This window comes from Arthrobacter sp. B6, from assembly GCF_001663775.1.
Taxonomy (GTDB): Bacteria; Actinomycetota; Actinomycetes; order Actinomycetales; family Micrococcaceae; genus Arthrobacter.
This window is the reverse complement of the sequence record NZ_KV467168.1, coordinates 1233730-1257736: the sequence shown is the minus strand read 5'-3', so window position 1 is coordinate 1257736 and position 24007 is coordinate 1233730. Positions and strand designations below refer to the sequence as shown.

General features: G+C 66.1%; 20 protein-coding genes. 7 read left to right on the top strand and 13 right to left on the bottom strand.

Going from position 1 to position 24007, the window contains the following annotated elements; translation table 11 throughout:
• Positions 1 to 123 precede the first annotated feature (123 nt).
• From AU175_RS05385 to AU175_RS05355, 7 genes are all read right to left on the bottom strand, one after another.
• On the bottom strand, positions 124 to 1449 hold the full coding sequence (locus AU175_RS05385; RefSeq protein WP_066286474.1) for an MBL fold metallo-hydrolase: 1326 nt from the start codon (positions 1447 to 1449) through the stop codon (positions 124 to 126).
• 60 nt (positions 1450 to 1509) lie between these two features.
• Positions 1510 to 3588, bottom strand: a complete 2079-nt coding sequence (locus AU175_RS05380; RefSeq protein ID WP_066290592.1) for a putative bifunctional diguanylate cyclase/phosphodiesterase — start codon at positions 3586 to 3588, stop codon at positions 1510 to 1512.
• Positions 3589 to 3873: 285 nt separating this feature from the next.
• Complete coding sequence (locus AU175_RS05375) at positions 3874 to 4140, bottom strand: GlsB/YeaQ/YmgE family stress response membrane protein (RefSeq protein ID WP_066286472.1); 267 nt, start codon at positions 4138 to 4140, stop codon at positions 3874 to 3876.
• A gap of 256 nt (positions 4141 to 4396) precedes the next feature.
• The gene (locus AU175_RS05370) at positions 4397 to 5761 is read right to left on the bottom strand and encodes a UDP-glucose dehydrogenase family protein (RefSeq protein WP_066286471.1); all 1365 of its coding nucleotides are present in this window, start codon (positions 5759 to 5761) and stop codon (positions 4397 to 4399) included.
• A complete protein-coding gene (locus AU175_RS05365; RefSeq protein WP_066286470.1) occupies positions 5758 to 6957 on the bottom strand; it encodes a glycosyltransferase family 4 protein in 1200 nt (399 codons plus the stop codon). Before AU175_RS05365 ends, AU175_RS05370 begins: the two co-directional genes overlap by 4 nt.
• A gap of 117 nt (positions 6958 to 7074) precedes the next feature.
• The gene (locus AU175_RS05360; RefSeq protein WP_066286466.1) at positions 7075 to 7944 is read right to left on the bottom strand and encodes an HNH endonuclease; all 870 of its coding nucleotides are present in this window, start codon (positions 7942 to 7944) and stop codon (positions 7075 to 7077) included.
• A 297-nt stretch (positions 7945 to 8241) separates the two neighbouring features.
• Positions 8242 to 9198 (bottom strand): hypothetical protein, encoded by a 957-nt coding sequence (locus AU175_RS05355; protein ID WP_066286464.1) that lies wholly within the window; start codon positions 9196 to 9198, stop codon positions 8242 to 8244.
• Between the two features lie 282 nt (positions 9199 to 9480).
• On the opposite strand from AU175_RS05355, the gene AU175_RS05350 reads away from it, so the two are divergent.
• A complete protein-coding gene (locus tag AU175_RS05350) occupies positions 9481 to 10296 on the top strand; it encodes a DUF2382 domain-containing protein (RefSeq protein WP_066286462.1) in 816 nt (271 codons plus the stop codon).
• A 263-nt stretch (positions 10297 to 10559) separates the two neighbouring features.
• On the opposite strand, the gene AU175_RS05345 is transcribed toward AU175_RS05350, so the two are convergent.
• Positions 10560 to 11021, bottom strand: a complete 462-nt coding sequence (locus AU175_RS05345; RefSeq protein ID WP_066286460.1) for a DUF4383 domain-containing protein — start codon at positions 11019 to 11021, stop codon at positions 10560 to 10562.
• Between the two features lie 150 nt (positions 11022 to 11171).
• On the opposite strand from AU175_RS05345, the gene AU175_RS05340 reads away from it, so the two are divergent.
• Entirely contained in the window at positions 11172 to 12482 is a 1311-nt protein-coding gene (locus AU175_RS05340) for a cell division protein PerM (RefSeq protein WP_066286458.1), read from the top strand.
• A gap of 12 nt (positions 12483 to 12494) precedes the next feature.
• On the opposite strand, the gene AU175_RS05335 is transcribed toward AU175_RS05340, so the two are convergent.
• Complete coding sequence (locus tag AU175_RS05335) at positions 12495 to 12923, bottom strand: hypothetical protein (protein WP_066286456.1); 429 nt, start codon at positions 12921 to 12923, stop codon at positions 12495 to 12497.
• Between the two features lie 39 nt (positions 12924 to 12962).
• On the opposite strand from AU175_RS05335, the gene purN reads away from it, so the two are divergent.
• Together purN and AU175_RS05325 are read left to right on the top strand one after the other, a co-directional pair.
• Positions 12963 to 13538: a phosphoribosylglycinamide formyltransferase gene (gene purN, locus AU175_RS05330; protein WP_066286453.1), complete on the top strand. Its 576-nt coding sequence runs from the start codon at positions 12963 to 12965 to the stop codon at positions 13536 to 13538.
• A gap of 92 nt (positions 13539 to 13630) precedes the next feature.
• Positions 13631 to 14593, top strand: coding sequence for a hypothetical protein (locus AU175_RS05325; protein WP_231938462.1), 963 nt, complete (start codon positions 13631 to 13633; stop codon positions 14591 to 14593).
• A gap of 84 nt (positions 14594 to 14677) precedes the next feature.
• On the opposite strand, the gene AU175_RS05320 is transcribed toward AU175_RS05325, so the two are convergent.
• Positions 14678 to 16030, bottom strand: coding sequence for an MFS transporter (locus AU175_RS05320; protein ID WP_066286452.1), 1353 nt, complete (start codon positions 16028 to 16030; stop codon positions 14678 to 14680).
• 141 nt (positions 16031 to 16171) lie between these two features.
• On the opposite strand from AU175_RS05320, the gene purH reads away from it, so the two are divergent.
• A complete protein-coding gene (gene purH, locus AU175_RS05315; RefSeq protein WP_066286451.1) occupies positions 16172 to 17842 on the top strand; it encodes a bifunctional phosphoribosylaminoimidazolecarboxamide formyltransferase/IMP cyclohydrolase in 1671 nt (556 codons plus the stop codon).
• A 374-nt stretch (positions 17843 to 18216) separates the two neighbouring features.
• On the opposite strand, the gene AU175_RS05310 is transcribed toward purH, so the two are convergent.
• Positions 18217 to 19182: a trypsin-like serine peptidase gene (locus AU175_RS05310; protein WP_066286446.1), complete on the bottom strand. Its 966-nt coding sequence runs from the start codon at positions 19180 to 19182 to the stop codon at positions 18217 to 18219.
• Between the two features lie 276 nt (positions 19183 to 19458).
• Between AU175_RS05310 and AU175_RS05305 the strand changes: the two genes are divergently transcribed.
• A complete protein-coding gene (locus AU175_RS05305; protein WP_066286444.1) occupies positions 19459 to 19683 on the top strand; it encodes a hypothetical protein in 225 nt (74 codons plus the stop codon).
• Positions 19684 to 19909: 226 nt separating this feature from the next.
• Positions 19910 to 22129: an NADP-dependent isocitrate dehydrogenase gene (locus AU175_RS05300; RefSeq protein ID WP_066286442.1), complete on the top strand. Its 2220-nt coding sequence runs from the start codon at positions 19910 to 19912 to the stop codon at positions 22127 to 22129.
• 57 nt (positions 22130 to 22186) lie between these two features.
• Here AU175_RS05300 and AU175_RS05295 read toward each other — a convergent pair whose 3' ends face one another.
• A complete protein-coding gene (locus AU175_RS05295) occupies positions 22187 to 22693 on the bottom strand; it encodes a hypothetical protein (protein ID WP_066286441.1) in 507 nt (168 codons plus the stop codon).
• Complete coding sequence (locus AU175_RS05290) at positions 22690 to 23898, bottom strand: serine/threonine-protein kinase (RefSeq protein WP_066286440.1); 1209 nt, start codon at positions 23896 to 23898, stop codon at positions 22690 to 22692. The genes AU175_RS05295 and AU175_RS05290 overlap by 4 nt, the downstream gene beginning before the upstream one ends.
• Positions 23899 to 24007 lie beyond the last annotated feature (109 nt).

The following is a 24007-nucleotide window of genomic DNA, read 5'->3' as shown; positions in this document are numbered from 1 at the left end:
CCAGGAGACCTTTCTGAGGCACGCGGATCCCTCCCCATAGGTGCGCCCGTCACCCATAAAACCCGAGACCTGGGCCCGCCCGAGACCTGGGCGGAGACGCTTCCCTATGATATCCCTCACAGCTCAAGAAGGGCCGTACTTCGCGTCCACGTGGACCACGTCCCGTCCCGCGCGCTGCAGCAGGCTGGCCGCCACCCCGGAACGGTATCCGGTGGCACAGTGCACCCACACCGTGCCGGCCGGAATCTCGGCCATCCGCTTCAGCAGCTCATGCAGCGGGATGTTGACCGCCCCGGCCATGTGGCCGCCGTCGTACTCGTCCGTCCGGCGCACATCCAGCACCACGTCCCCGACTTTGCGCCCCCGTTCCAGGCCGGCCCAGTCCACGCGCGGATAGTGTACGACGGCGGTGCCGGGCGCGAGCGCCGACGGTTCCGTTCCGAGGGCGGCGTCGGGGGAGTCGATGCCGATGCGGGACAGGTCCCTGATGGCTTTCGCGACGTCGTCGCGGGCTCCCACGAGGGTCAGTTGCCGGTTCCACGCCAGGACCCAGCCCAGGTAGGCGGTGAAGCTGGAGCCGCGGCCGTACTCGAAGCTCACGGACCCCTGGAGATGGCTGCTGGCAAAAGCTACCCGGCGGCGGAGGTCCACCACCCACTCGCCGTCCGCCAGCCGGCGCGAGAGTTCGTCCGGATCGAGCGACTCGGGCACGGCAAGGTCCGCGGGGCCGGGACCCTTCCGGTTGGCCGGGGCCATGTGTGCGTAGTAGGACGGGTAGGCGGTGAGGTTGGCGATGAGGTCCTGCACAAAGTGGTCCTCGTCCGGATCCGTGAAGGCGTGGTTGGTGCCCTGCTGCTCGCCGATAGTGGACTCTTGGACGCCCGACGCCGGCCCGGACGAACAGAAGGAGCCGAACCCGTGCGTAGGGTACAGGGCAGCGTCCGGCCCTACTTCTGCTGCCAGCCGGCGGACCGACGAGTACTGGGCGTGGGTCAGCTGTTCGGTGTCCTCCTCACTGACCAGATCTGTCCGACCTACCGATCCGTACAGGAGACTGCCGCCCGAAAACACGGCCTGCTCCCCGCCGTCGGTCACGACGTAGCTGAGGTGGTGGTGGGTGTGGCCGGGCGTGGCCACCGCCCTGACGGTGAGCCGTCCCACCTGGACCGTGCCGCCGTCGGCTATTGGCTGGCGTTCATACTCGACGGCGTCCGCTCCGTTCACGAGGTACGTTGCGCCGTGCGCGCGGGACAGGATGAGGCCCCCGGTCAGGTAGTCGTTGTGCAGGTGCGTTTCGGCAACGTGGGTGATCCTGACGTTGGCTTCCGCCGCCGCAGCCTCCACCCGGTCGGTGTCCCGCTGCGGATCGATGACCAGCGCCACCTCCCCGTCGTGGATCAGGTAGCTGCGGTCACCGAGCGGCCTTGTTTCGATGACAACGACGTCCATGGGACCATTCTCCTCGCTCGGGTTCGCGTCCGGGCCCTGTTAAGGCCACGTGGCCGCTGTTCAGGCCTGGCCCGTCCGGCCGTCCAGCGCGTCGATCGCCTGTTCCGCTTGCCGCACGGCCAGCTCCAGCCGGCTCCCCAATTCCGGAAGCGAGAAGAGGTACCCCTGCAGGGAGTCGCACTCGAGCGCCGTCAGGTAGTCCGCCTGCTGCGCCGTCTCCACGCCCTCGGCGGTAACGGTCAGGCCCAGGCTGTGTGCCATGTTGATCATCGAGCTGAGAATGGGAAGCCGCTCCTCACCGGTGCGCACCATGGACACGAAGGTCCGGTCGATCTTCACAGCATCCACGGGGAGCTCCTGCAGCCGGCCCAGCGAGGAGTACCCGGTGCCGAAATCATCCAGCGCCACGCGGACGCCGGCCTCCCGCAGGCTGCTCAGCTGCCTGATCAGGCTCGGGTCGGCGTCGAAAAAAACACTCTCGGTGACTTCGAGGACGAGGTGGTAGGCGCCCACGCCTGCGGCCTCGGCAAGGCGAAGGACGCCGTCGGCAAAGTGGGCATACTGCAGCTGCATCCCGGAGACGTTCACCGCGAGTGACCGTGACGGGTCTTCATTCAGCCACGGTGCCAGCTGCACCAGGCCGAGCGCCATCACTTCTTCCCCGATCTCGCTGATCAGTCCGCTGCGCTCCGCCAGGGGGATAAAGACCGACGGCGGGACGCGCTCGCCGCCGCGGTCCCACCTGGCCAGCGCCTCGAATTGCACCACTTGCCCCATCCGCGGCGACACGATGGGCTGGAAGGCGACGTAGATCTCGCCGCGCGGGACGGCCAGCCGAAGCCCGGCTTCCATGTTCGTGCGATGCACAAGGGCTGCCATCATTTCGGGATGGAACCGCAGGAAACGGTTCTTGCCCGCCGCCTTGGCCGCGTACATGGCAATGTCGGCCTGGCGCAGCAGCTCGGACGGGCTGATGGCTTCCGAGCCGGCGGACGCAATCCCCAGGCTCAGGCTGGGGCGGAACACCGTGCCGCTGATGGTTACAGGCACGTGCAGGCACCGGACAATGCAGGCGGCAATGGCGTCAGCGTCGGGACAGGCCGTCAGCAGCACCACGAACTCGTCCCCGCCCAGCCTGGCCACCACATCCGCCGTGGGTACGCAGCCGCGGAGCCTGCGCGCCACCTCCACCAGCATGTCGTCGCCGGCCTGGTGGCCCAGGATGTCGTTGACTTCCTTGAAGTCGTCCAGGTCGATCAGCAGGACATCCACGGTCTTGAGGCGGGGCTCGCGCAGGGAAGTTGCCAGGCCGTCGTTGAAGACTGCCCGGTTGGCCAGCCCGGTCAGGGAGTCCTGGAAGGCCAGGGCCCGGAGCTGCTCGGCCTGTGCGGCGAGGTCCTGCATGGCCTGCTGTGCCTGCTCCTGGGCCTTCCGGCGAGGGGTGACGTCGCGGAAGCTCCACACCCGGCCCACGATCCTTTCGCCGAGGCGCCGTGGCCGGGAGTACTGCTCAAAAGTCCGGCCGTCCTTGAACTCCAGCACGTCTTGGCTTGCCGAGTCGGGGCTGTCCTCAACTTCGGAGAGCCGCCTGGTAAAGGTCTCCGGATCCTTCACCTGGGAGACGATCAGGCGCATAACGGGTTCTCCACTGTCGCCCTCCAAAAGCTCAGGCGGAATGCCCCACATCTGCAGGAACTGGTCATTGAAGCCCGCTACGCTGCCGTCCGAGCTGATCACCAGGATGCCGTCTGCCGTGGATTCAAGGGTTGCCGTCAGCAGTGACATGGCCTCACGCAGGTCTGCGTCCGCTGCCTTCCGGTGCGACGTGCTGCGGATGGACACCAGCAGCAGGGGTCCGTCCGGGGATCCAAGGAGCGAGCCGGCCATCTCGGCGGCGAACTCGGTGCCGTCGCTGTGGACCCCGAAGACTTCACGCGGCTGGACCGGCTCCGGGCCCTGGAGGTGCCGGAAGATCTGTGCGACTTCGTTCCGGAAGCCTGCAGACAGCAATGCCCGGTGGTCACTGCCAACCAGCTTGTCCTCCGCCACGCCGAACAGCCGGGATGCGGCGGCGTTGGCGATCCGGATGCTGCCGTCTTCGGCTATCGCCAGGAGGGCATCGGGGCTCGCATCGAACATGGCACTGCTGCCTGCGGATGCTCCCGCAACGACAGGGAGGCCCTTTGACTGCGACCTTCCTGCGGCGTCAGCGTCATCGCCAAAATCCTCAGCGGACAAATCTTCGCTGTGCCGTCCGGAACCCGCCATGACGTAACCACCCCCACGCACATCATAAAGTGCGGATCCTGGATATCAATGCGGCAGATGGAATCGCTTTCCTGCCTTTCCGGGAACAATATGCCGACACAGCGAAGGCGCCGCCCCCGTCTCGGGGTACGACGCCTTGGCATTGTTAGGTAGCGGTTAGACGCGGCTGCCGCGCCTGGTAACCATGCCGTAGATAAGCAGGACAATGATGGAGCCCAGGATGGCCAGCAGCCAAGTCCGGAGGTCGAAGAATTCAGCCAGTCCGCCGCCGAAGATCAGGGAGCCGATCCAGCCGCCCAGGATTGCACCGACGACGCCCAGGACGAGGGTGATGAGCCAGCCTCCTCCTTGCCTGCCGGGCAGGATGGCCTTGGCAATTGCTCCAGCTATCAGGCCCAAAATGAGAAATCCAAGAATTCCCATGATCACACTTCCTTTTCGATAAGTGGTGCCGACGCCTCACCCCGGTCATCCAATTCAATCAGTGTGCTTACTACACCGCAAGGATTCCCCGATATCAAAAAGGCGACAATTGGTTCCCGGCAACCCTAATTACATTCGCCGGGGTCGCCGGAACCGTGCGGGCCCGCCCTTCCCTTCCGGCGATCTGGCAGGGTTCCGGCGGGCCCGGCGTGAAACTCTTACATCAGAGGGTTCCGGGGACCCCGGCGTGGAACTTTCACATCAGGGCTGCGGCGGGGTGGGGCAGGGACTGCCGTCCCAGGCCCCGGACCACCCAGCCTTCTGCCTGCCACGCCGCCGTGTCCAGGACATTCCGGGCATCCAGCACCACCCTCCGGCGGACCAGCCCGCCGGCAACAGCCGGGCACAGGCGCCGGTACTCCTCCCACTCGGTGAGCAGCAGCACCAGCTCGGCACCCTCAAGCGCGCGCTGCGTGGATACCTCGAACCGCAGCTGGGGGTAGCGCATCCAGGCGCTGTTGATGGCTTTCGGGTCCGTCACGGTCACGTGGGCGCCGGCCGCGGCGAGCTGGGCCGCAACGTCCAGCGCGGGGGAGTCCCGGATGTCGTCAGTATCCGGTTTGAAAGCGGCACCCAGGACAGTGACAGTGCGCCCGGCCAGGTTCCCGCAGAGTTCACGGGCCAGCTCCACGGTGCGGGAACGCTGGCCCAGATTGACGGCATCCACCACACCCATCCACTCGTCCACCGAACCCACCTTCAGCGCTTCGGCCTGTGAGCGGAAGCTGCGGATGTCCTTGGGCAGGCAGCCGCCGCCGAACCCCAAGCCCGCATGAAGGTACCGGCTGCCGATCCGGGGATCCAGCCCCATCGCTTCGGAGAGCTCGGTGACGTCGGCGCCGGCGGCATCGCACAGTTCGGACATCGCGTTGATGAAGCTGACCTTGGTGGCCAGGTACGCGTTGGCGGCCGACTTGATCAGCTCCGCGGTGGCAAAGTTGGAGACCAGGCGCGGAATGCCCGCAGTGAGCAGCGGCTCGTAGACCGCATCCAGGGCGGCCGTCACGCCCCGCGGCGCACGGGTTGCGGGATCGAAGGCGGCGGCCCGCCCTCCTGCCACGCCGTAGACCAGCCGGTCCGGAACCAGCGAATCCTTGACCGCCGTGCCCTGCCGCAGGAACTCCGGGTTCCAGCCCAGCAGCACGTCGGCCCGCCTCGCCATGATGCCGCGCAGCATGTCCACAGTGCCCACCGGGACGGTGGATTTGCCCACGACGACGGCGCCCCTCGCCAGGTGCGGAAGCAGCGCCTTCGTGGCGGTCACCAGGAAGGTGAGGTCGGCGCCGTCGGACGTTTTGGACTGCGGCGTACCGACACACAGGAAATGGACCTGCGCGCGGGCGGCATCCGCGAAGTCCGTGGAGAACGTCAGCCGGCCGGTGGCCTGCCCGTCCCGGAGCAGTTCGTCCAGGCCAGGTTCAAAGAAGGGAGCCAAACCGCGGCTGAGGTGGTCCACTTTGGCGGCATCGACGTCGATGCCCACCACCGCGTGGCCCATCGACGCGAGGGTAGCGGCGTGGACAGCGCCGAGGTAGCCACAGCCGATGACCGAGATCCTCACAGTCCCCACCCGTTCCCTGACCTCGCAGGCTCGGCCAGGGAACCCGGCGGGCGTGGGCCCACCTCAACCCAGGGTTCGCCGGTGACCACGGAGCGGTAGTGCCGCACGAGTTCGGCACTGAGCGAAGGCCACGTCCGGTCCTGGACCGAGGCATGTGCTGCCGCTGCGAACGCGCGGCGCTTGGCGTCGTCGCCGATCAGGTCCATCACATGCCCCCGCAGCCCGGCCAGGTCACCGGGCTGGTACAGCCACCCCGTGCGGGAGTTTTCCACCAGGTCCAGGGGACCGCCGCGTCCGGTGGCCACCACGGGAACGCCCGATGCCATGGCCTCCTGGATGGTCTGGCAGAAGGTTTCGAACTCACCGGGGTGGACAAAAAGGTCGAACGACGCCACCGTCCGCGCCAGCTCCTCGCCGTCCAGGAAACCGGTGAACACTGCATCCGGCAAGGCTTCCTCCAGGGCCGACCGCTGCGGGCCGTCACCCACGATCACCAGCTTCGCGTTGGGCACGCCGGCCAGTGCGGCGAGGTCCTCCACCTGTTTCTCGATCGCCAGGCGGCCCACATAGCCGATGATCCGCTCCCCGCCGGGCGCGACGGCAGCCCGCCATCCGTCGTCGCGCTTTCCGGGCGAAAACCGGGCCGTATCCACTCCGCGCCGCCACATGTCCACGCGCGGAATGCCGCGGCCGCGGAGCTGGTTCAGGGCGAAGGTGGACGGGACCAGTGTCCGGCTGGCCAGCAGGTGGATGTTCTCCACCCGGTTCCAGGCCCAGTTCTCCAGGAACGGCACACCGTACCGGGCGGCGTAGCTGGGGACTTCGGTCTGGTAGATGGCGACCGTGGGGATGCCGAGCTGGTGTGCAGCCTGCACCGCCCGCCAGCCCAGGACAAAAGGTGATGCCAAATGGACGACGTCCGGTGCGTAGTCGGCAAGGATTCGCTTGACCCGGTACACACCGCCCATCGCCACGCGCACGTTTGTGTAGCCGGCCAGCGGGACCGAGGGAAGCCGGTGCACCAGGGCACCATGCACAGCCTCGGGGACCGCGGTGTCCCTGGTGTCCAGCGTTGAGGGGGCAATGACCAGGACCTCGTGGCCCCGCTCCTCCAGATGCTCCAGCACGCGCAGGATGGAGTGGGTCACCCCATTCATCAGTGGCAGGAATGATTCAGCGACAATTGCGATCCTCACCCCTCCACGGTGGGCGCCCGGGCTGACGGTGCGGGGTCGCGGGGGTAGAGCGCAGGGAAAGGTTGGGTTAACAGATCAGCGGCGCCGTCCGTCAGCCGGGAGCCACTGCAAGCGTGGCTATTGGCCGAGGATCTCGCGGGCGGCCCGCTGGGCCTCAAGCTGTTCAGGGGTCACCGTGGTTCCACGGAGGTAGCCCGCGTTGGCAATGATGCGCCGCAACTCGGCCTCGCTCCGCGGCGAGCTGACCCCGTGGTGGGCCATGGCATGGCAGTTGGCGCACAACGGAACCAGGTCCGTGAGCGGGTCCATCACGTAGCCGTTGCCAAGTTGGGACGCAGGCACCACGTGGTGCACGTGGATGAAATCGGCGCCAACCTCGCCGTAGGCCATTTCGAAGGAGAACCCGCAGGCCGCGCAGTTGATGCCCCGATGCGCGATGCAGGCCCGCCGCGCCTCGGGGTCGCGTTCGTACCGGTTGACCGCGATCCGGGCGACGGCGTCACCGGGGTAGGTGCCGGGCACCGGTTGGGTTGGGTCGGACTGCGGCAGCGGACCGTAGTCGGCCCAGAGCGCGCGGATGGTCGCCTCGTGGCCGGGCTCAAGTGCCAGGCCGGTGGTTTCGGGGCCGGCCCATGCGACGTCGGGCATCGCCTCCCGGAGGACCCCTGCCGGTACGTGGTCGCCCAGCGGCAGGAGCGCGTCAAACGCCACCTGCACGGTGAATTCGGGGCCAGCCGGCGTGATTGCGGGCTCCGTCTGCAAGGGGACGTCCAGCTCCGGCTGTCCGGAGAAGACAACGCCATGACCGATCAGGCCGGGGCTGTGGTCTCCCAGCAGAAGCAGCCACGCGTCAGTGCCTTCGGCGACGCTCCGGCCAATTCTCCACGGCTCCAGGTGCAGGCCGGCAACGGCGACCCGTTCAACAATGGCCGCGTAGTTCCAGCGGTTCCAGCGGGCAGGATCCCAGCCCAGGATGATGGCGCTCATGGGGCCATTGTTCCAGCGGCCGGCCCCGGCCGCATGTGGCTGGCAGTGCCGCCCCCATTAGGCGTGCCGGCTGGCTGGGTGGGTGGGGCGGCCCCCAGCGCCGCCCCACCCAACCTTTGGCCTTAGCCGAGGCTGCGCATCGGGTCCGGCCAGTTGCCCACGGTCGAAACGACTTTGGCACGGTTGATCCCAGCGATGTTGGTGGACATGACAGTTACTCCTGACTGAACGTGGTACCCGGGCGCCGGTGGCGCGCGGTGGTCATGTTCTGCCGCGAAGAGGGCAGAGGTGACCTGTTCAGTCGGGTGAGGACCCGGGGTCGTAGGACGGGCTGGCCGGCGGCGTCTCGGCGCCGGACAGGTTTGGTCCAGAGGTTCCTGCGGGGAGGGCAGGCCAGGGCCCGGACAGTTCGGCGGCGCCCTCGAAGCCGGCGGACGCGGTGTTGCCCGTTCCTGCCCCGTTTGCCACGGCCGGAAGATCCAGCCTGGCAGGATTCTCCGCCCCGCCGTCTGTGCCTGAAGTGCCCGCCGTTACCCCGGGAGGCGAGGCAAAGCCGGCGCGGTCCTGGGCAGGCGCGAAGCCGAACCTCAGGGTGCCGGGCCCGACCGCTGTCCCCGCCGGTCCGGCGGGGACAGCGGGGATACTGGCGGACAGCGAACCCGGAATCGCAGGGATGGTCCCGTCCGACGCCGGGAGGCTGGGTGCCGCCGTGGGCACCTGGCCGGGTGCCGGCGTCGTCAGCGGTGGCAGGTTGGGCAGCGGCGTTGAGCCGGGAACGGGCAGCAGGTCGGGCAGTGGCGCGGGCAACGGCACAGGGGCGGGCAGCGGTTCCGGAAGGAGCGGCGGCAACTGCTCCGGCAGGGGCAGCACGTCCGGCAACGGAAGGGGGAGGGGCGCCTGCACAAGAGGCAACTCGGGAAGCCCGGGCACCAGGCCAGTAACGGTATCAACAGTGCCGGAGACCAGCGGAACGGCCGGGGCTGCCAGGCTGCTGACGAGGCCGGTCGCTGTATTCGTCAGCGCGGTGGCCGCGGTCCTTGCGGCGTCGCCCGCGCTGACCGCGGGGGGAGGGGCCGGAAGCGGAAGTGGTTTTGCAGCAACGGGCGATGCATGCTTGACGAGATCCCCGGTGTCGGGGAGTCCGGAAGCCGTGGCCGTCCCGGCTCCCCACACAAGCCAGGCGAGTGCAGCCAGGAGTGCCAGCAGGACAGGCCGGAGGGCAGGGCGGCAAAAAGTCCGCGCTATCGCCCCCATCCGATCCACCCCCTCGCCGATGGGCACCAGCGTACGCCGACTGGCACCGTTCGTCGAGCCTTTTTTGTGCGGCTCCGCTGCCCTGGGACGCGAAAGGGAAAAAATACTAAGTAGGCTTTGCAATCGATGCTAAGCATGCTTATCGTATAAGGGCAGTTACAGCGGAAACCTCAAGACGATGGGGCGGATGGCACCCTGGCCGGACAAAAGAAGTCCGTCCCCGGACGGGTGGATCTACCGCAAGCCAAGCCCAGCGCAAAGACACCATCCAAAGGAGAAGTCATGCTCACGAGGGAAAACATCGAAAACCTGCTCAACAGGGGCGGAAACGTGATCGGTACCGACGGCGAGAAGATCGGCACCATCGGCCAGCTCTATGCCGATGATGACACCGGCGAGCCCACCTGGGTCACCGTCAAGACCGGGCTGTTCGGAACGTCCCAGTCGTTCGTTCCGGTTGAAGGAGCCCGGGCCGAGGGCGATGACCTGGTGGTCCCGTACACCAAGGACCATGTCAAGGACGCCCCGCGGGTAGACACGGACGGGCATCTGGAACCGGACGAAGAGGACCGCCTCTACGCCCACTACGAGCAGGGTAGCCGCACGTACACCGAGGCGCGCTCCGACGCGGACAGGGACGTTGACTACGCGGGCGACGCCGACCTGAACGCGGGCACGCGGACTGCGGGCGCCGTCGGCCACGACACCTCCGGTCCCACCACGGACGACGCCATGACCCGGTCCGAAGAACGCCTCAACGTGGGCACGGAGCGCGAGGCCGCAGGCCGCGTCCGGCTTCGCAAGTACGTCACCACGGAGAATGTCACCAAGACCGTGCCCGTGCAGCGCGAGGAAGTCCGCCTGGAACGCGAGCCGATCACGGACGCCAACGCGGGGGCCGCAATGTCCGGACCGGACATCAGCGAGGAGGAGCACGAAGTGACCCTCCACGAAGAGCGCCCAGTGGTCGAAAAGGAAACCGTTCCGGTGGAGCGCGTACGCCTCGACAAGGACGTGGTCACCGAAGACGTCACGGTCAATGAGGAAGTCCGCAAGGAACGCATCGAAACGGACGGCGTGGACGGACCTCGCCGCTGATTGAGCGCGCCGTTGCGCGTCGAGTCCGCTAGGGAATGACGCCGCTGAAACGAACGACGCCGGGAGCCGCCTTGAGCGGCCCCGGCGTCTTCGTGCCGCCGTCGGGAGTGCCGTTGTGCGCCGTCGAATCGGCAGGAGGCAAACGAAAGCCGGTGCAGCTATCCGCGTCACCGCGCCAACTGCACCAGCCCTTAGGACGAATATTCAGAATTTATTGACTTAACCTCATACGCGGCTCCTATTTTCCCGGGGTCGATTCCGGGTTACCTTCTGTCGCTGGCCATGTTGCGGGACAACAGCCAGCCACCAGCAATCATCACTACACCCAGCACCAGGTGGGTCCAGTTGTCCATCATGTTCAGCGACAGGAAATTGGCCGCCGAATCCACTCCGACACTGAGCCCGAAAATGCTGAGGACGATGTACAGCGCGCCGGCGCCCAAGAGGAAATTACGCGCGCCATGTTCGGTCCGGGACATCGCCCAGCCCGTTGCACCAATGGCCAGCTGCACAATGTTGAGCAGCATGGACACCTGGAACAAACCAAAGAGCATGGCGTGGGACGTAGGCCCAAGGAACATTAATTCGCTGTACTGCGTGGTGACGCCCGGGATAAAGCCCAGGATGCCCACCACGATCAAGAGGATACCTACACCTATGCCGGCATTCTGGACGTCTGCACGCCCAAAATGAACGCCGTGTGCATGTGGGGATGCGGTAGTCATTTCTGCCTCCAACCACTGATTGCGGACATTCCAATTTTACGGCGGACCTGTGGAAAAAGCTCCGGGCGTGCTCAGGTGAGGCGCGTCTCGTGCGCTGGTTGAGCCTGTCGCAACGGGCGGAAAGGCCGCGCCGTGACACCATGGAACACGATGAAACTGCGCGCTGATCAGACCGGAGACCGTGGCCTTCCCATGCCCCTGTGGCTGCAGGGAGCGCTCGAGACGGCGCAGGCAGCCATTATTTCGGCGCTCGCGGTGATCGCTCCGATCGTGGCCGTCTGGGCCACCGCCGGTTTCCAGAACTCGGCGTTCGATGTCCTGGCCCGGCTGGCCGGGCAGGCGTGGCTGCTGATCCACGGTGTCCCCCTGGAACTGGCCGATATGGGATCCGGGGCGGCCGGCAGCGCAGGGTCCGGCATGCTGACCCTGGTGCCCCTGGGCCTGACCCTGATCCCGTTCCTGCTCGCCTGGCGGGCGGGGCGCCGGCTGGCCCGCGCTTCCTATACCGACCAGTTGTGGCAGGCCCTGCTGGGATCCTGGGTGGTCTACGCAGCGTTTGGAGCGGCCACGGGATTCGTGTGCCGCACAGCCGACGTCGTCATTAACCTCTGGTACGCCATGCTCGTCCCGCTGGTCCCTTACGCACTGGGGATGGTGGTCGGTGCACGACGCGAGGCAGGTTCATGGAGCAGGCTGATCGGCGTCGACGCCGTGGCCTGGATTTCCCGCACCAGCCAGCACTCCCGCTGGGCAGGGTCCTACCTGGCCTCGGCTGCCAAGGCCGGTTTTGTTGCGCTGGCCTCTGCCCTTGCGCTCTCGTGCGTGCTGCTCGCCGCCGACCTCTTCATCCACTGGAACCTGGTGGTGGCCGTTTATCAAGCGCTCGACGCCGGCGCCCTGGGAGGTGCGGCACTGACCATTGCGCAGCTCGGGTACCTCCCCAACCTCGCGGTTTTTGCACTCGCCTGGGCGTCCGGGTCCGGTTTTGCGATGGGTGTTGGCTCGCAGGTGGGTCCGCTGGGAACCGCCACCGGGCCGCTGCCGTCCATTCCCGTTTTCGCTGCCATCCCCGCCGGTTCCCTGGAGTATGGGTTCGTTGCACTGGTGGTGCCGGTCCTGGCAGGTTTGCTGGCGGGCTGGTGGTTCCTGCGCGAAGGGGAGAACCATTTCGACGAGTGGCTCTCCATCAAGATCCATGCCCGCTGGTTCACGGCGACTGCGTCCACGCTGGCGCTCGGTGTGCTGATCGGTGCAGTTGCCGGGCTGCTGTCCGCCGGACTTGCCTGGCTGGCACGCGGATCCGCCGGCCTGGGACGCCTGACGGACATCGGGCCTGACCCGTTGTGGACGGCGGTCTGGGTTGCCGCGGAGGTGGGCATCGGCGTCGTCATCGGTTACGCGGCCGGGCCGTGGCTGGAACGCCAGCAGCAGGTCGAAGAGGAAGCCGAACTGAAACTGTAGTTTGACGCGGACTCAGCGAAGCTGCGGCAGCGAGTTCTCCACCTGGACCTGGCACGCAGACCTGGCCTGCTCGGTGAGGGCCTGGCGGACGCAGGTCTGGTAGTCCCGGAACTCATCGAAGAACACGGACACAGCCAGGATCACCACGACCATCACCAGGGACACCACCAGCCCGGAGATGGTCCCGATCAACACCAGCTTGGACTCCTTGAGCCGGACCGCGCGGATCAGCAGCAGAGTGCCCAAAACGAAGCTCGCTGCCGTAAGAATGCCGGTGAGCCAGAGATAGCTGACGTCGAGCTGGAAGACGAAGAACGCGCCCAGCACCGTGATGATGAAGATCCGGAACAGGTTGTGGGTGATGCTCAGCGAGCTCTTGGCTGCCTGGCTAAGTTGTGGTTTGGTCCGCTGCTGGCCAGCGGGTTCCGGGGTGGTGTTCATGTTTTCCAGCCTACGCGAGCCTGCCCATAAGCTAGACCCATGCGCATCGTAGTCCTCGTTTCCGGTACCGGCTCCAACCTCCAGGCAGTTATTGACGCCGTCAAGGCAGGGGAGCTGGACGTGGAAATCGCAGCGGTAGGCGCCGACCGCGAGGGGACGTACGGCGTCGAACGCTCCTCAGAGGCGGGTCTGGAGACCTTTGTGGTGAACTTCAACTCCTTCCCCACGCGCACCGAGTGGGATGAGGCGCTGACCGCCAGGGTGGCTTCCTATTCCCCGGACGTTGTGGTGTCCTCCGGCTTTATGCGGATTGTCAGCGCCGAGTTTATCGAGACCTTCAACGGCAGGTACCTCAACACCCACCCCGCCCTGCTGCCTGCCTTCCCGGGCGCCCACGGGGTCCGCGATGCCATGGCGTACGGCGTGAAGGTCACCGGCTGCACGGTGCACTGGGCCGACGCCGGCGTGGATACCGGGCCCATCATCGCCCAGGAAGCCGTGGCCGTTGAGGACGCCGACACCGAGGAAAGCCTGCACGAACGCATCAAGGTGGTGGAGCGCCGCCTCCTCGTCTCCACGCTCGCAGCCCTCGCCGCCGCCGCCCCGCCCAACTAGGTAGCAGCAGATGTCGTTTTGAGGGCTCATAACGACATCTGCTGCTACCTAGTTGGGGCCGTGGGGGCCGGCCTGTGGATAACTTCCACGGTGTGGCGCAATTTTTGCCACGATGGGCCCATGAAGTCTCCCAGCCACTGCCGGAACCGCTGGCTTCCGCTGCGTTTACTTTCCAGGAAGCGGTCGACGCCGGTGCGACAGTTGGGCGGCTGCGGCACCGTTCGTTGGTGGTACCGAGCCGGGGGATCAGGCAGCCGGCGCACCTGACGTTCACCGAACAATCGTCGATGATCCGGCCGCTGACCTTGATCACGGAGTTCTCGGCCGCCTCCCATGCGACGGCCTTCACGTTGTGGTCCTTCCCGGGCTTCCTCCCGGGCGCGGACGGCGCCATCACCCACATCTCCAGGCCGGACACCATGGCTATTCCGCGTCGGGCGGGAGTTCGGGGACACCGGGGTCAGTTCTTTGCCGACGAGATCGTCACTCACAAAGGCCTGCTGATCACGTCCCGGACCCGCACGTGGCTGGACTGCGCCCGCAGGATGAGCGTCGAGGAACTGACGGTGGTTGCTGACCACTTGCTGCGGATCCCGCGGCCGGACTTTGAGGGCCGAACCGAGCCCTACGCAACGCGCGAAGACCTTGCGGACATGCTCGACCGGCACAAAGGAACGCCAGGCATTCAGAAGGCACGCCTTGCCCTTGAACAGGCGCGTGTGGGGTCCGACTCCGCGCCGGAAACGCGGCTGCGGCTGGCCCTGGAATACGCGGGTCTGCCCGAGCCGCAACTGAACATGCCCGCTGACCTGGGTGCCGCCGTCGTACGTCAACCGGACCTGGCCTATCCGGCACAGAAAGTGGCCGTGGAGTACGAGGGCGAAGGGCATTCCGAGGCGGCCCAGATCATCAGGGACATCGCCCGCGAAGAGGATTTCGGCCGGGCAGGGTGGGTGGTTGTCCGCGTCTCCAAACGGCACATGGAGAACGAGGCCCGGGCCGCCGTCGCGAAAGTCCGTTCCGCTCTCGCCAGCCGTGGCTGGTCACCCAAGTAAGTAGCAGCAGATGTCCTTTTGACCCCTCAGAAGGACATCTGCTGCTACTTACTTGGGGAGGGAGGCACCTACTCGAGGAGGCACTTACTCGAGACGGCGCTGCTTGGTCTCCGGGGAGAAGAACGCCATCCACAGCACAGCCACCAGCACAAGACCGCCGGCCAGCGCGAAGGACGTGGCAAGGCCCAGCTCCGGCCAGAAGTAGTTGGCAAAGATGAGCGGACCGAAACCTGCGCCCAGCCGCGAGAACGTCGAGGCCCAGCCAAACCCGGTGCCGCGAAGTTCCGTGGGGTACAGCTCCGACACGTAGGCGTAGAGCACCGGGATGGCAACCTGCACCACAAAGCCGAACACGAGGAGCCAGAACACCGCGGCCGTGGGGATGTCCACCACAAAGGCCACAATCACCAGTGTCAGCGCGGACAGCGGGCCGGTGATCGCCAGGATCCACTTCCGGCCAACCCGTTCCACCAGGAGCGCGGCCACAATCACGCCCAGGAGACCGACGGCAGCCATGGACGCGGTGGTCACAAACGCCTTGTACTCCGCGAAGCCCGCGCCGATGAGGATCCGGGGCATCCAGGTCAGCGACAGGTAGTACACCAGCAGGATGCTGAAGAACAGCGCCCAGGCTGTGGCCGTGATCTTCCAGTTGAACTGCCACACGAGCCGCAGCTGATGCCACGCACTTCCCGCGGAGAGCCTCGGAACCTCCTGCGCATCGGGGAGGCTGTACGCGCGGGCTTCGGCGCCGGTGGCGGCCACCAGGCCGTCGATGACCTTGGCGGCTTCCTCACGCCGGCCCTTCCGGATGAGGAACAGCGGGGATTCCGGAACGCTGCGCCGGACCCAGAACACCAGAAGCGCCGGCAGCACCATGACCAGCATGGTCCAGCGCCAGTCGCCGAACACGGCCACCAGACCGGCCGAGACGAACCCGGCCAGGGCCGCGCCCACGGGCCACCAGCCGTCCATGGCCGTGAGGACCTTTCCGCGCTGCTTCCGCGGAGTGAACTCACCTACCAGGGCATAGTCCACGGGGATGCATCCGCCCAGTCCAAAGCCGGCCATAAAGCGGAACACACAGAACCAGATGAAGTCGGGGGAGAAGGCACCCAGTACCGTGAAGAGCGAAAAGATCAGCAGCGTGGCCGTGAACGCCTTCTTGCGCCCGATGGTGTCCGCGATGGTGCCCCACACAAAGGCACCCAGGGCCATGCCGATCAGGTTCGAGGTACCCACCCAGGCAACCTCGCCCGGAGCAAGTGCCCAGTGCATGGACAGCAGGGGAATGAGGATGCCGTTCAGCGTCACGTCCCAGGCGTCGAACATAAAACCCAGGCCGCCGATGAGGAAAATCCGTCCCTGGACTTTCCACCGCCACGGCAGTTCCTGGACCACTTGTTCGCCGCTGGGCACAGTGGTGTAAGTATTCATCTCAGCCTCCTGGGAAAACTCTAACCGTGCCCACAGACCTTCACACTCCAGCAGCCAAACGGGGCAGCCTCCGCAACGCGATAAACTGGCCCTATCCCCACCAACCGCGGCACTGTTCCGCGAGATAAGACGGAGACTTTTGTGAGCTTCACGCAGCTTGACCGTGTTCCCATCCGCCGGGCCCTCATCTCGGTTTACGACAAGACCGGTCTGGAGGAGCTCGCCAAGGGCCTGCATGCAGCGGGAGTGAAGATCGTATCCACCGGCTCCACGGCCAGGAAGATCGCCGAGGCCGGCATCCCGGTCCAGGAAGTCGAGGAAGTCACCGGCTCACCGGAAATGCTGGACGGCCGTGTGAAGACCCTTCACCCGCGCGTGCACGGCGGAATCCTGGCCGACCGCCGCGTCCCGGCACACATGGATACCCTCGCCGGCATGGAGATCGAAACCTTCGACCTGGTGGTGGTGAACCTCTACCCGTTCGTGGAGACGGTCAAGTCCGGCGCTGCACAGGACGACGTCGTGGAGCAGATCGACATCGGCGGTCCCGCCATGGTGAGGTCGGCAGCGAAGAACCACGCCGCCGTCGCCATCGTCGTTGATCCCGGCTTCTACGGCGAGGTGGTCACCGCCGCAGCTGAAGGCGGCTTTGACCTGAAGACCCGACGCCGGCTCGCGGCCAAGGCGTTCGCCCACACGGCCACCTACGACAACGCAGTGGCCACCTGGACCGCCAGCCAGTTCCTGGATGAAGACGGCGACGGCGTCATCGACTGGCCTGCCTACGCGGGCGTGGCACTGGAGCGCTCCGAGGTCCTCCGCTACGGCGAAAACCCCCACCAGCAGGCCGCGCTGTACGTGGACAAGGCAGCCCCGGCCGGAATCGCCCAGGCTGACCAGCTGCACGGCAAGGCCATGAGCTACAACAACTTCGTCGACGCCGACGCCGCCCTCCGCGCCGCCTTCGACTTCGCCGAGCCTGCCGTCGCCATCATCAAGCACGCCAACCCGTGCGGGGTGGCCGTCGGTGCAGCAGATGCCGAAGACCCCATCGCCGACGCGCACGCCAAGGCCCACGCCTGCGACCCCGTCTCGGCCTTCGGTGGCGTCATCGCAGCCAACCGCACGGTCACCGCCGGCATGGCGAACACCGTCAAGGACATCTTCACCGAAGTGGTCATCGCCCCGGGCTTCGAACCGGAAGCAGTGGAGATCCTCTCCCAGAAGAAAAACATCCGCCTCCTTGCCCTGCCCGAAGGCTACGACCGCTACCCGGCGGAAATGCGCCAGGTTTCCGGCGGCGTTTTGGTGCAGATTTCCGACAAGGTTGACGCCGACGGCGACAACCCCGCCAACTGGACACTCGCCGCGGGTGACGCTGCCGACGAGAAGACGCTTGCGGATCTCGCCTTTGCCTGGACCGCCTGCCGTGCAGCCAAGTCCAACGCCATTCTCATAGCCGCCGACGGCGCGGCCGTTGGCATCGGGATGGGCCAGGTCAACCGCCTCGACTCCTGCCGCCTGGCCGTGGAGCGGGCCAACACGCTGGGCGTAAAGGTGGAGTCCGACGTCGAAGGTGCGGGCGGTGCCTCGAATGCCGACGCGAGCGGCGCACCTGAGCGGGCACGCGGTGCCGTGGCCGCGTCGGACGCGTTCTTCCCGTTCGCCGACGGCCTGCAGATCCTGGTCGACGCCGGCGTCCGCGCCGTGGTCCAGCCGGGCGGCTCCGTCCGGGATGAGGAAGTCGTCGCGGCAGCCAACGCGGCCGGCGTCACCATGTACTTCACGGGTGCCCGCCACTTCTTCCACTAAGCAGCGCTTCATCGGTTGATCCCCACCGGCACCCTCGCCTCGCAGGCTCGGCCAGGGAACCCTGCCGGCGTGGGCCCTGCGCCCTTTTCATCCCTGAAAACGGCGCGTAGGGAGCAATCGATGAAGGAATTAAACGTCGACGGCGTCCGTTCCCGGAAAAGGGGACGGACGCCGTCGGGCTTTAAAGTGGCTGTCAGGGCTCAGTTGTTGAGGATCCGCGCCCCGCTGCTTGAGGCGCGGACCCCTCCTCCGGAAGCCGAAGCTCCCGGGGCCTGGCTTCCGCCAGCCGCTCGTCCGTCCAGTACGCGAGGATCCCCTCGTGCGACTGGCCCGGTTCGCTGTGGCTGACGGTCTCCTCTCCTGGCGGGGATTCCTTAGGACGCGGCTGCACTGGCATAGGTCTCCTGGATGACGGTTCCCCAGTACGGGCCGTACATCACGGGGGACCGGTTGTACCCGTAGCTGTTGACGGAGTTCTGGAGACCCGCAGCGTTGCTTCCGATGAACCAAGGACCGCCCGAGGATCCACCGGTCATGTCGCAGCTGATGCCCTGCGTCAGGAACTGCGGGTTGTTGGGGTCATTGGATGCCGGGCCGTAGCAGCTCTTGAGGCTCTCACCGTTGAACGGTGACGAAGCCGGATAGCCGTAGGCCTTGTAGGTCAGGCCACGGGCCGCGTTGAACTCCACTCCGGATTCGGCAACAACATCGGTCAGGTACTTGCCGTCGAGGGTGTTCATAACAGCGAAGCCGGTGTCGTACTGCATGTCGCCTTTGCTGCTCCAGGCACTGGGCGCGTGGTAGGCCCTGGCAGTCCACTTCCCGTAGGGGGCCGCACCGTTGAGGTAGGCAGGCACAAAGATGAAGTTGGTGGCAAAAGCGCCGGGGCCTTCGTTGAGGCAGTGGCCGGCCGTGGCCACGGTGCTCCTGTTGGCTGACGCCACCGCATTGCCGGAGCAGACATAGTTGCTCCCGTCGAGGGTGAAGAAGACTTTCCCGATGTGGTCCACGGGATTTTCACTGACGGCAATGGTGGTCTTGCCCTTGCCGCCCTGGACCTTCGTGTTCTGGCCCTTTTCCACGGTCGCAGCGCTGGAGGTGTTGCCGCGCTCCAGTGCCTTGCCTGCCAGGACATCACCGGGGATGGCGCTGCGCATACGGTCTTCGGTCCAGTACTCTGCGGCTCCCGTGCTGTCCACGGTGGCGCTGGTGACGGAGGGCTCTTTTTTGTCGCCGGAGACGGCGGGTGCGGCAGTTGCGCCGCCGGCCGCGGTCAACGCCAGCAAAGCGGCGGCGGAAAGGCTCAGAAAGCTGGTAGCCAGAGACCTCGTGCGTGTCATGGTTGTCCTGTCTAAACGGGTGGGGGAGGGCTCCAGTCAAGCCCGCCGAGTGACCTACCGAATTTATCCGGATATGACAAGTTTGTAAATAGTAGTGACGCCTCATGTAGGGTCCGCCCGGCCCCGGGTGAAAGCCGCAGCGGGGCCACAAAAATCCCGCAGAAAGCCCTGAAGCCACGGGTTTTTTCTGGCGGCGGCTCCGGATGGTGGAGTAACTTTGAGGCACAGCAATGGCTGTCCGACTGGGCTCCGGACACGTACGAGATTGGGGCCCTCATGTTTCGCTTCCGCAAGTCCGGCAAAAAGTCCGCCGCCGACGGCCGTCACTTCACATCTGCCGAGTCGCAGGAGGGCGCCGCGGACCTGGCAGCGCAGGCCGACGCCTTCCAGTTGCGCGACGTCGACCCGGTACACACCTTCACGGCAACGGAGGAGTTGCGCCGCCGCGAACCCAAGTATGTGCAGGTCTGGCCCAGTGATGTTCCCCACAGGCGCCGCTGACTGAGCGGGTGCCCTGGCGGGCTACTCCCTAAAGCACACCCCGACGGCGGCCTTCCGCCCGTGGTGCGCGCCGCCGTCGTACGTTTTCCAACGCTGTAATCCGGCAGTAACGGAGCGGCGCCTATGGCTGCGGGTAGGGTTCAAAACCCCGTCCTCGGGTAAGTTAACCATGGTGAAATAGACCGGATTTTCAAAAATCAGCCGACCTCCAGGGAGACGCCCGCGCATGTCCAAGATTATCTATACCCACACCGACGAAGCGCCGATGCTGGCTACCTATTCGTTCTTGCCGATCATCGAGGCGTTCGCTTCGACCGCAGGTGTGGAGGTGGAGACCCGTGACATTTCGCTCGCAGGCCGCATCATCTCCGTGTTCGGTGACTACCTCACCGCGGAACAGCAGATCGGTGACGCCCTTGCTGAACTGGGTGAACTGGCAAAGACGCCGGAAGCCAACATCATCAAGCTCCCCAACATCAGCGCCTCCATCCCGCAGCTGAAGGCCGCCATCGCCGAGCTCCAGGGCCAGGGCTACAACCTGCCGGATTATCCGGACAACCCCTCCTCCGACGAGGAGACGGCCATCCGTTCCCGCTACGACAAGATCAAGGGTTCCGCCGTGAACCCGGTCCTGCGTGAAGGCAACTCGGACCGCCGCGCCCCCCTGTCCGTCAAGAACTACGCCCGCCAGAACCCGCATTCCATGGGTGCCTGGTCCGCGGACTCCAAGACCAACGTGGCCACCATGAACGCAGATGACTTCCGTTCCAACGAGAAGTCCGTGGTCATCGAGTCTGAAGGCACCATCGCCATCCAGCTGGTCCGCGAAGACGGTTCAGTCAAGGTCCTGAAGAAGGCCTTTCCCGTCCTGGCCGGTGAGGTCATTGACGGCACGGTGATGCGCGCCGCCGCGCTGGACGAATTCCTCGCCGCACAGGTGGCCCGCGCCAAGGAAGAAGGCGTCCTCTTCTCCGCACACCTCAAGGCAACCATGATGAAGGTCTCGGACCCCATCATCTTCGGACACGTGGTGAAGGCCTACTTCTCCGAACTGTTCGACACCTACGGCAAGCAGCTTGCCGCCGCCGGGATCAGCCCCAACAACGGACTCGCCGCCATCCTGAGCAGCCTCGAAGACCTGCCGGAAGACGTCCGCGACGGCGTGCAGGCACTCATCAAGAAGGGCCTCGAAGAGGGTCCGGCGCTGGCCATGGTGGACTCCGACAAGGGCATCACTACCCTGAACGTCCCCAGCGACGTCATCGTGGATGCGTCCATGCCCGCCATGATCCGCAGCTCGGGCCACATGTGGGGCCCGGACGGCAAGGAAGCCGACACGCTGGCAGTCCTGCCGGACAGCTCCTACGCCGGCATCTACCAGGTTGTTGTGGACGACTGCCGCGCCCACGGCGCCTTCGACCCCACCACCATGGGCACCGTCCCGAACGTTGGCCTCATGGCCCAGGCCGCCGAGGAATACGGCAGCCACGACAAGACGTTTGAGATCCAGGAAGCCGGAACGGTGCAGATCGTTGACGCATCCGGTGCCGTGCTGATCGAGCACGAGGTTACCCCCGGTGACATCTGGCGGGCTTGCCAGACCAAGGATGCCCCGATCCGGGACTGGGTCAAGCTGGCCGTCACGCGCGCCCGCGCTTCCAAGACTCCCGCCGTGTTCTGGCTGGACGAGACCCGTGCCCACGACCGCAACCTCATCGCCAAAGTCCGCGAGTACCTCAAGGACCACGACACCGAGGGCCTGGAGCTCGAGATCATGTCCCCGGTGAAGGCCACGGCCTTCACCCTGGAGCGCATCCGCAAGGGCGAGGACACCATCTCCGTGTCAGGCAACGTGCTCCGCGACTACCTCACGGACCTGTTCCCGATCCTGGAACTGGGCACCAGCGCCAAGATGCTCTCCGTGGTTCCGCTGATGAACGGCGGCGGACTCTTCGAGACGGGCGCCGGCGGTTCCGCCCCCAAGCATGTCCAGCAGCTGCTCAAGGAGAACCACCTGCGGTGGGACAGCCTGGGTGAATTCCTTGCCCTGGCTGTCAGCTTCGAGCACCTGGCCAGCACCACGGACAACGCCCGCGCCCAGGTCCTGGCTGACACGCTGGACAAGGCCACCGGGACGTTCCTGCTGGAGAACAAGTCCCCGAGCCGCCGTGCCGGCGAACTGGACAACCGCGGCAGCCACTACTTCCTCGCCCGCTACTGGGCCGAGGAACTGGCCAAGCAGACCGATGACGCCGAACTGGCGGCATCGTTCTCCTCCGTGGCCAACGAGCTGTCGTCCAAGGAAGAAACCATCGTGGGCGAACTGGCTGCGGTCCAGGGCTCACCGGTGGACATCGGAGGCTACTACCGTCCGGACGAGGCCAAGGCCTCGGCTGTTATGCGTCCGTCGGCCACGCTGAACAAGGTTATTGCGACCCTGAACTAGTTCCGATCCAGACGAACAAAGAGACGGCGCTCCGGGAAACCGGGGCGCCGCCTCTTTTCAGTCGTCGTCTTTGTCTTTGCCCTTGCCTTCGTTTCCTTTGCCGTTGTCGGCGGGCGCCGGAGCCACCGGTGCGGGGGCTACGTGGGCGGCCTCAGCAGCAGCGGCTTCTGCCGCAGCCTGCTCCTGTGCTGCCGCGGCTTCCGCAGCAGCTTTCGCTGCCGCGGCGTCGGCCACCGCCTTGGCTGCGGCCAGGTCAGCACGGACGGCGGCGGCGGCCGTCATGATGCTCCGCCTGCGGTCCTCGGAGACCTGCCCGGTTCCGACGGCGGCGGCCAGGTCAGCCTCAAGGCCGTCCAAAGCCGCTAGTCCGCTGGCGGGGTCATTGCCGGCCGCAGCCTGGGAGACGCCGAGGACGCGTTGCTGGAGTTGCCGGGCGGCGTCGTGCTGGAGGCCCGTGTTGGCGGGTCCGCAGGCGGCAATAGATCCGGTGAGAAGAAGGGCCGCTGCCGCTGCCAGGCCCCGGACCGTGGCCAAGCGCCGGCCGTTGTTCTGTGCAGAACTCATGGTTCAACGCTCTCCTGAAGTTCCTTGAGGTGGTCACCCAAGGTGCCGGTGACCGTGGGGTAGGGGACGACGTCGGTCGCCGTCTGGGCTGACAGGCTGACGGTCAGTGCAGTTGCAATAGCTCCAACGCCGAGGAGGCCCAGGACAACCACGAGCCAGATGCGCTTTCCGGTACGGCGGAGTCGGGAGAATGCCGGGACCCTGCTGCCCGGGGTGGAACCGCCGGGAAGGTCCAATTTGCCCGGGTCGGCCTCGTAGGCGGGCAGCTCGGTTTCAGCGGTGATTGACGGGGGCCTGAAAGGCATGGCCGGCAGCACGCGCGTAGTTTCCGGAGCGAGCTCACCCGGAGCGGAGACCGGCGAAACCAACGCTTGACGCAGCGCGGCTTCCACGTCTGCCGCGGCAGGGCGTTCCAACGGTTCGATGGCGGTCATGGAGCGGATGAGGTCGGCCCATTCCGGCGGCACGTCCGCGGGAATTTCGGGTGCCCGGTGCAGCCTGGCAACAGCGGATTCGACCGCGCTGCCCGGGTACTCCACCGTCTGCTTGATGCATTCCAGAAGGACAAGGCCCAGCGAGTAGATGTCCGTGGCGGGCGTAAGGGGGGAACCCATGGCCTGCTCCGGACTGAGGTACGCGGCAGTGCCCACCATTGTTCCGGTGGTTGTCAGCCGTGTTGAGTCGGCGATCCTGGCGATGCCAAAATCCGTCAGCTTGGGCCGCAGCGGTTCACCCGCGCGGATCTGCACCAACAGGATGTTGCCCGGCTTGACGTCCCGGTGGATGATGCCCAGGCTGTGCACATAGGCCAGCGCGTCAGCGATCCCTGCACCGATGACGGCGAGCTCGTCCAGTGGAACTGCGCTGTGCCTGATCCGGCTGCGAAGGTCCTGGCCCTCCACGAGTTCCATCGTCAGGAAAGGCCGCGGTTCGTCCGGGATGCGGGTATCGATGCCGGCATCGAACAGTGTGACCAGGCTGGGATGGTTGAGGGTGGCCAGCAGCTGGATTTCCGCCTCCTGCCGCTTGAGCTCATCGGCGTCCGGAGCCTGCGGCGCAAAGAGTTTCAGTGCCACATCCCGGCCAAGATGCTCGTCCCTGGCACAGTACACCGATGACATGCCGCCGCGGCCAATCACTTCTCCCAGCCGATACCGTCCGCCGACCACTTCATTCTTGATGGAGCTAGGCGAATCCGCCACCATGACCAGTTCCCTCCGGTGCGTTGCGGCACTATTCTTCCTAAATTATACGGGCCGGTAACGCCTCCTGGAGTGGTCATTGTGCGCGCCGGCGGTCCGGATACGAAGGCTT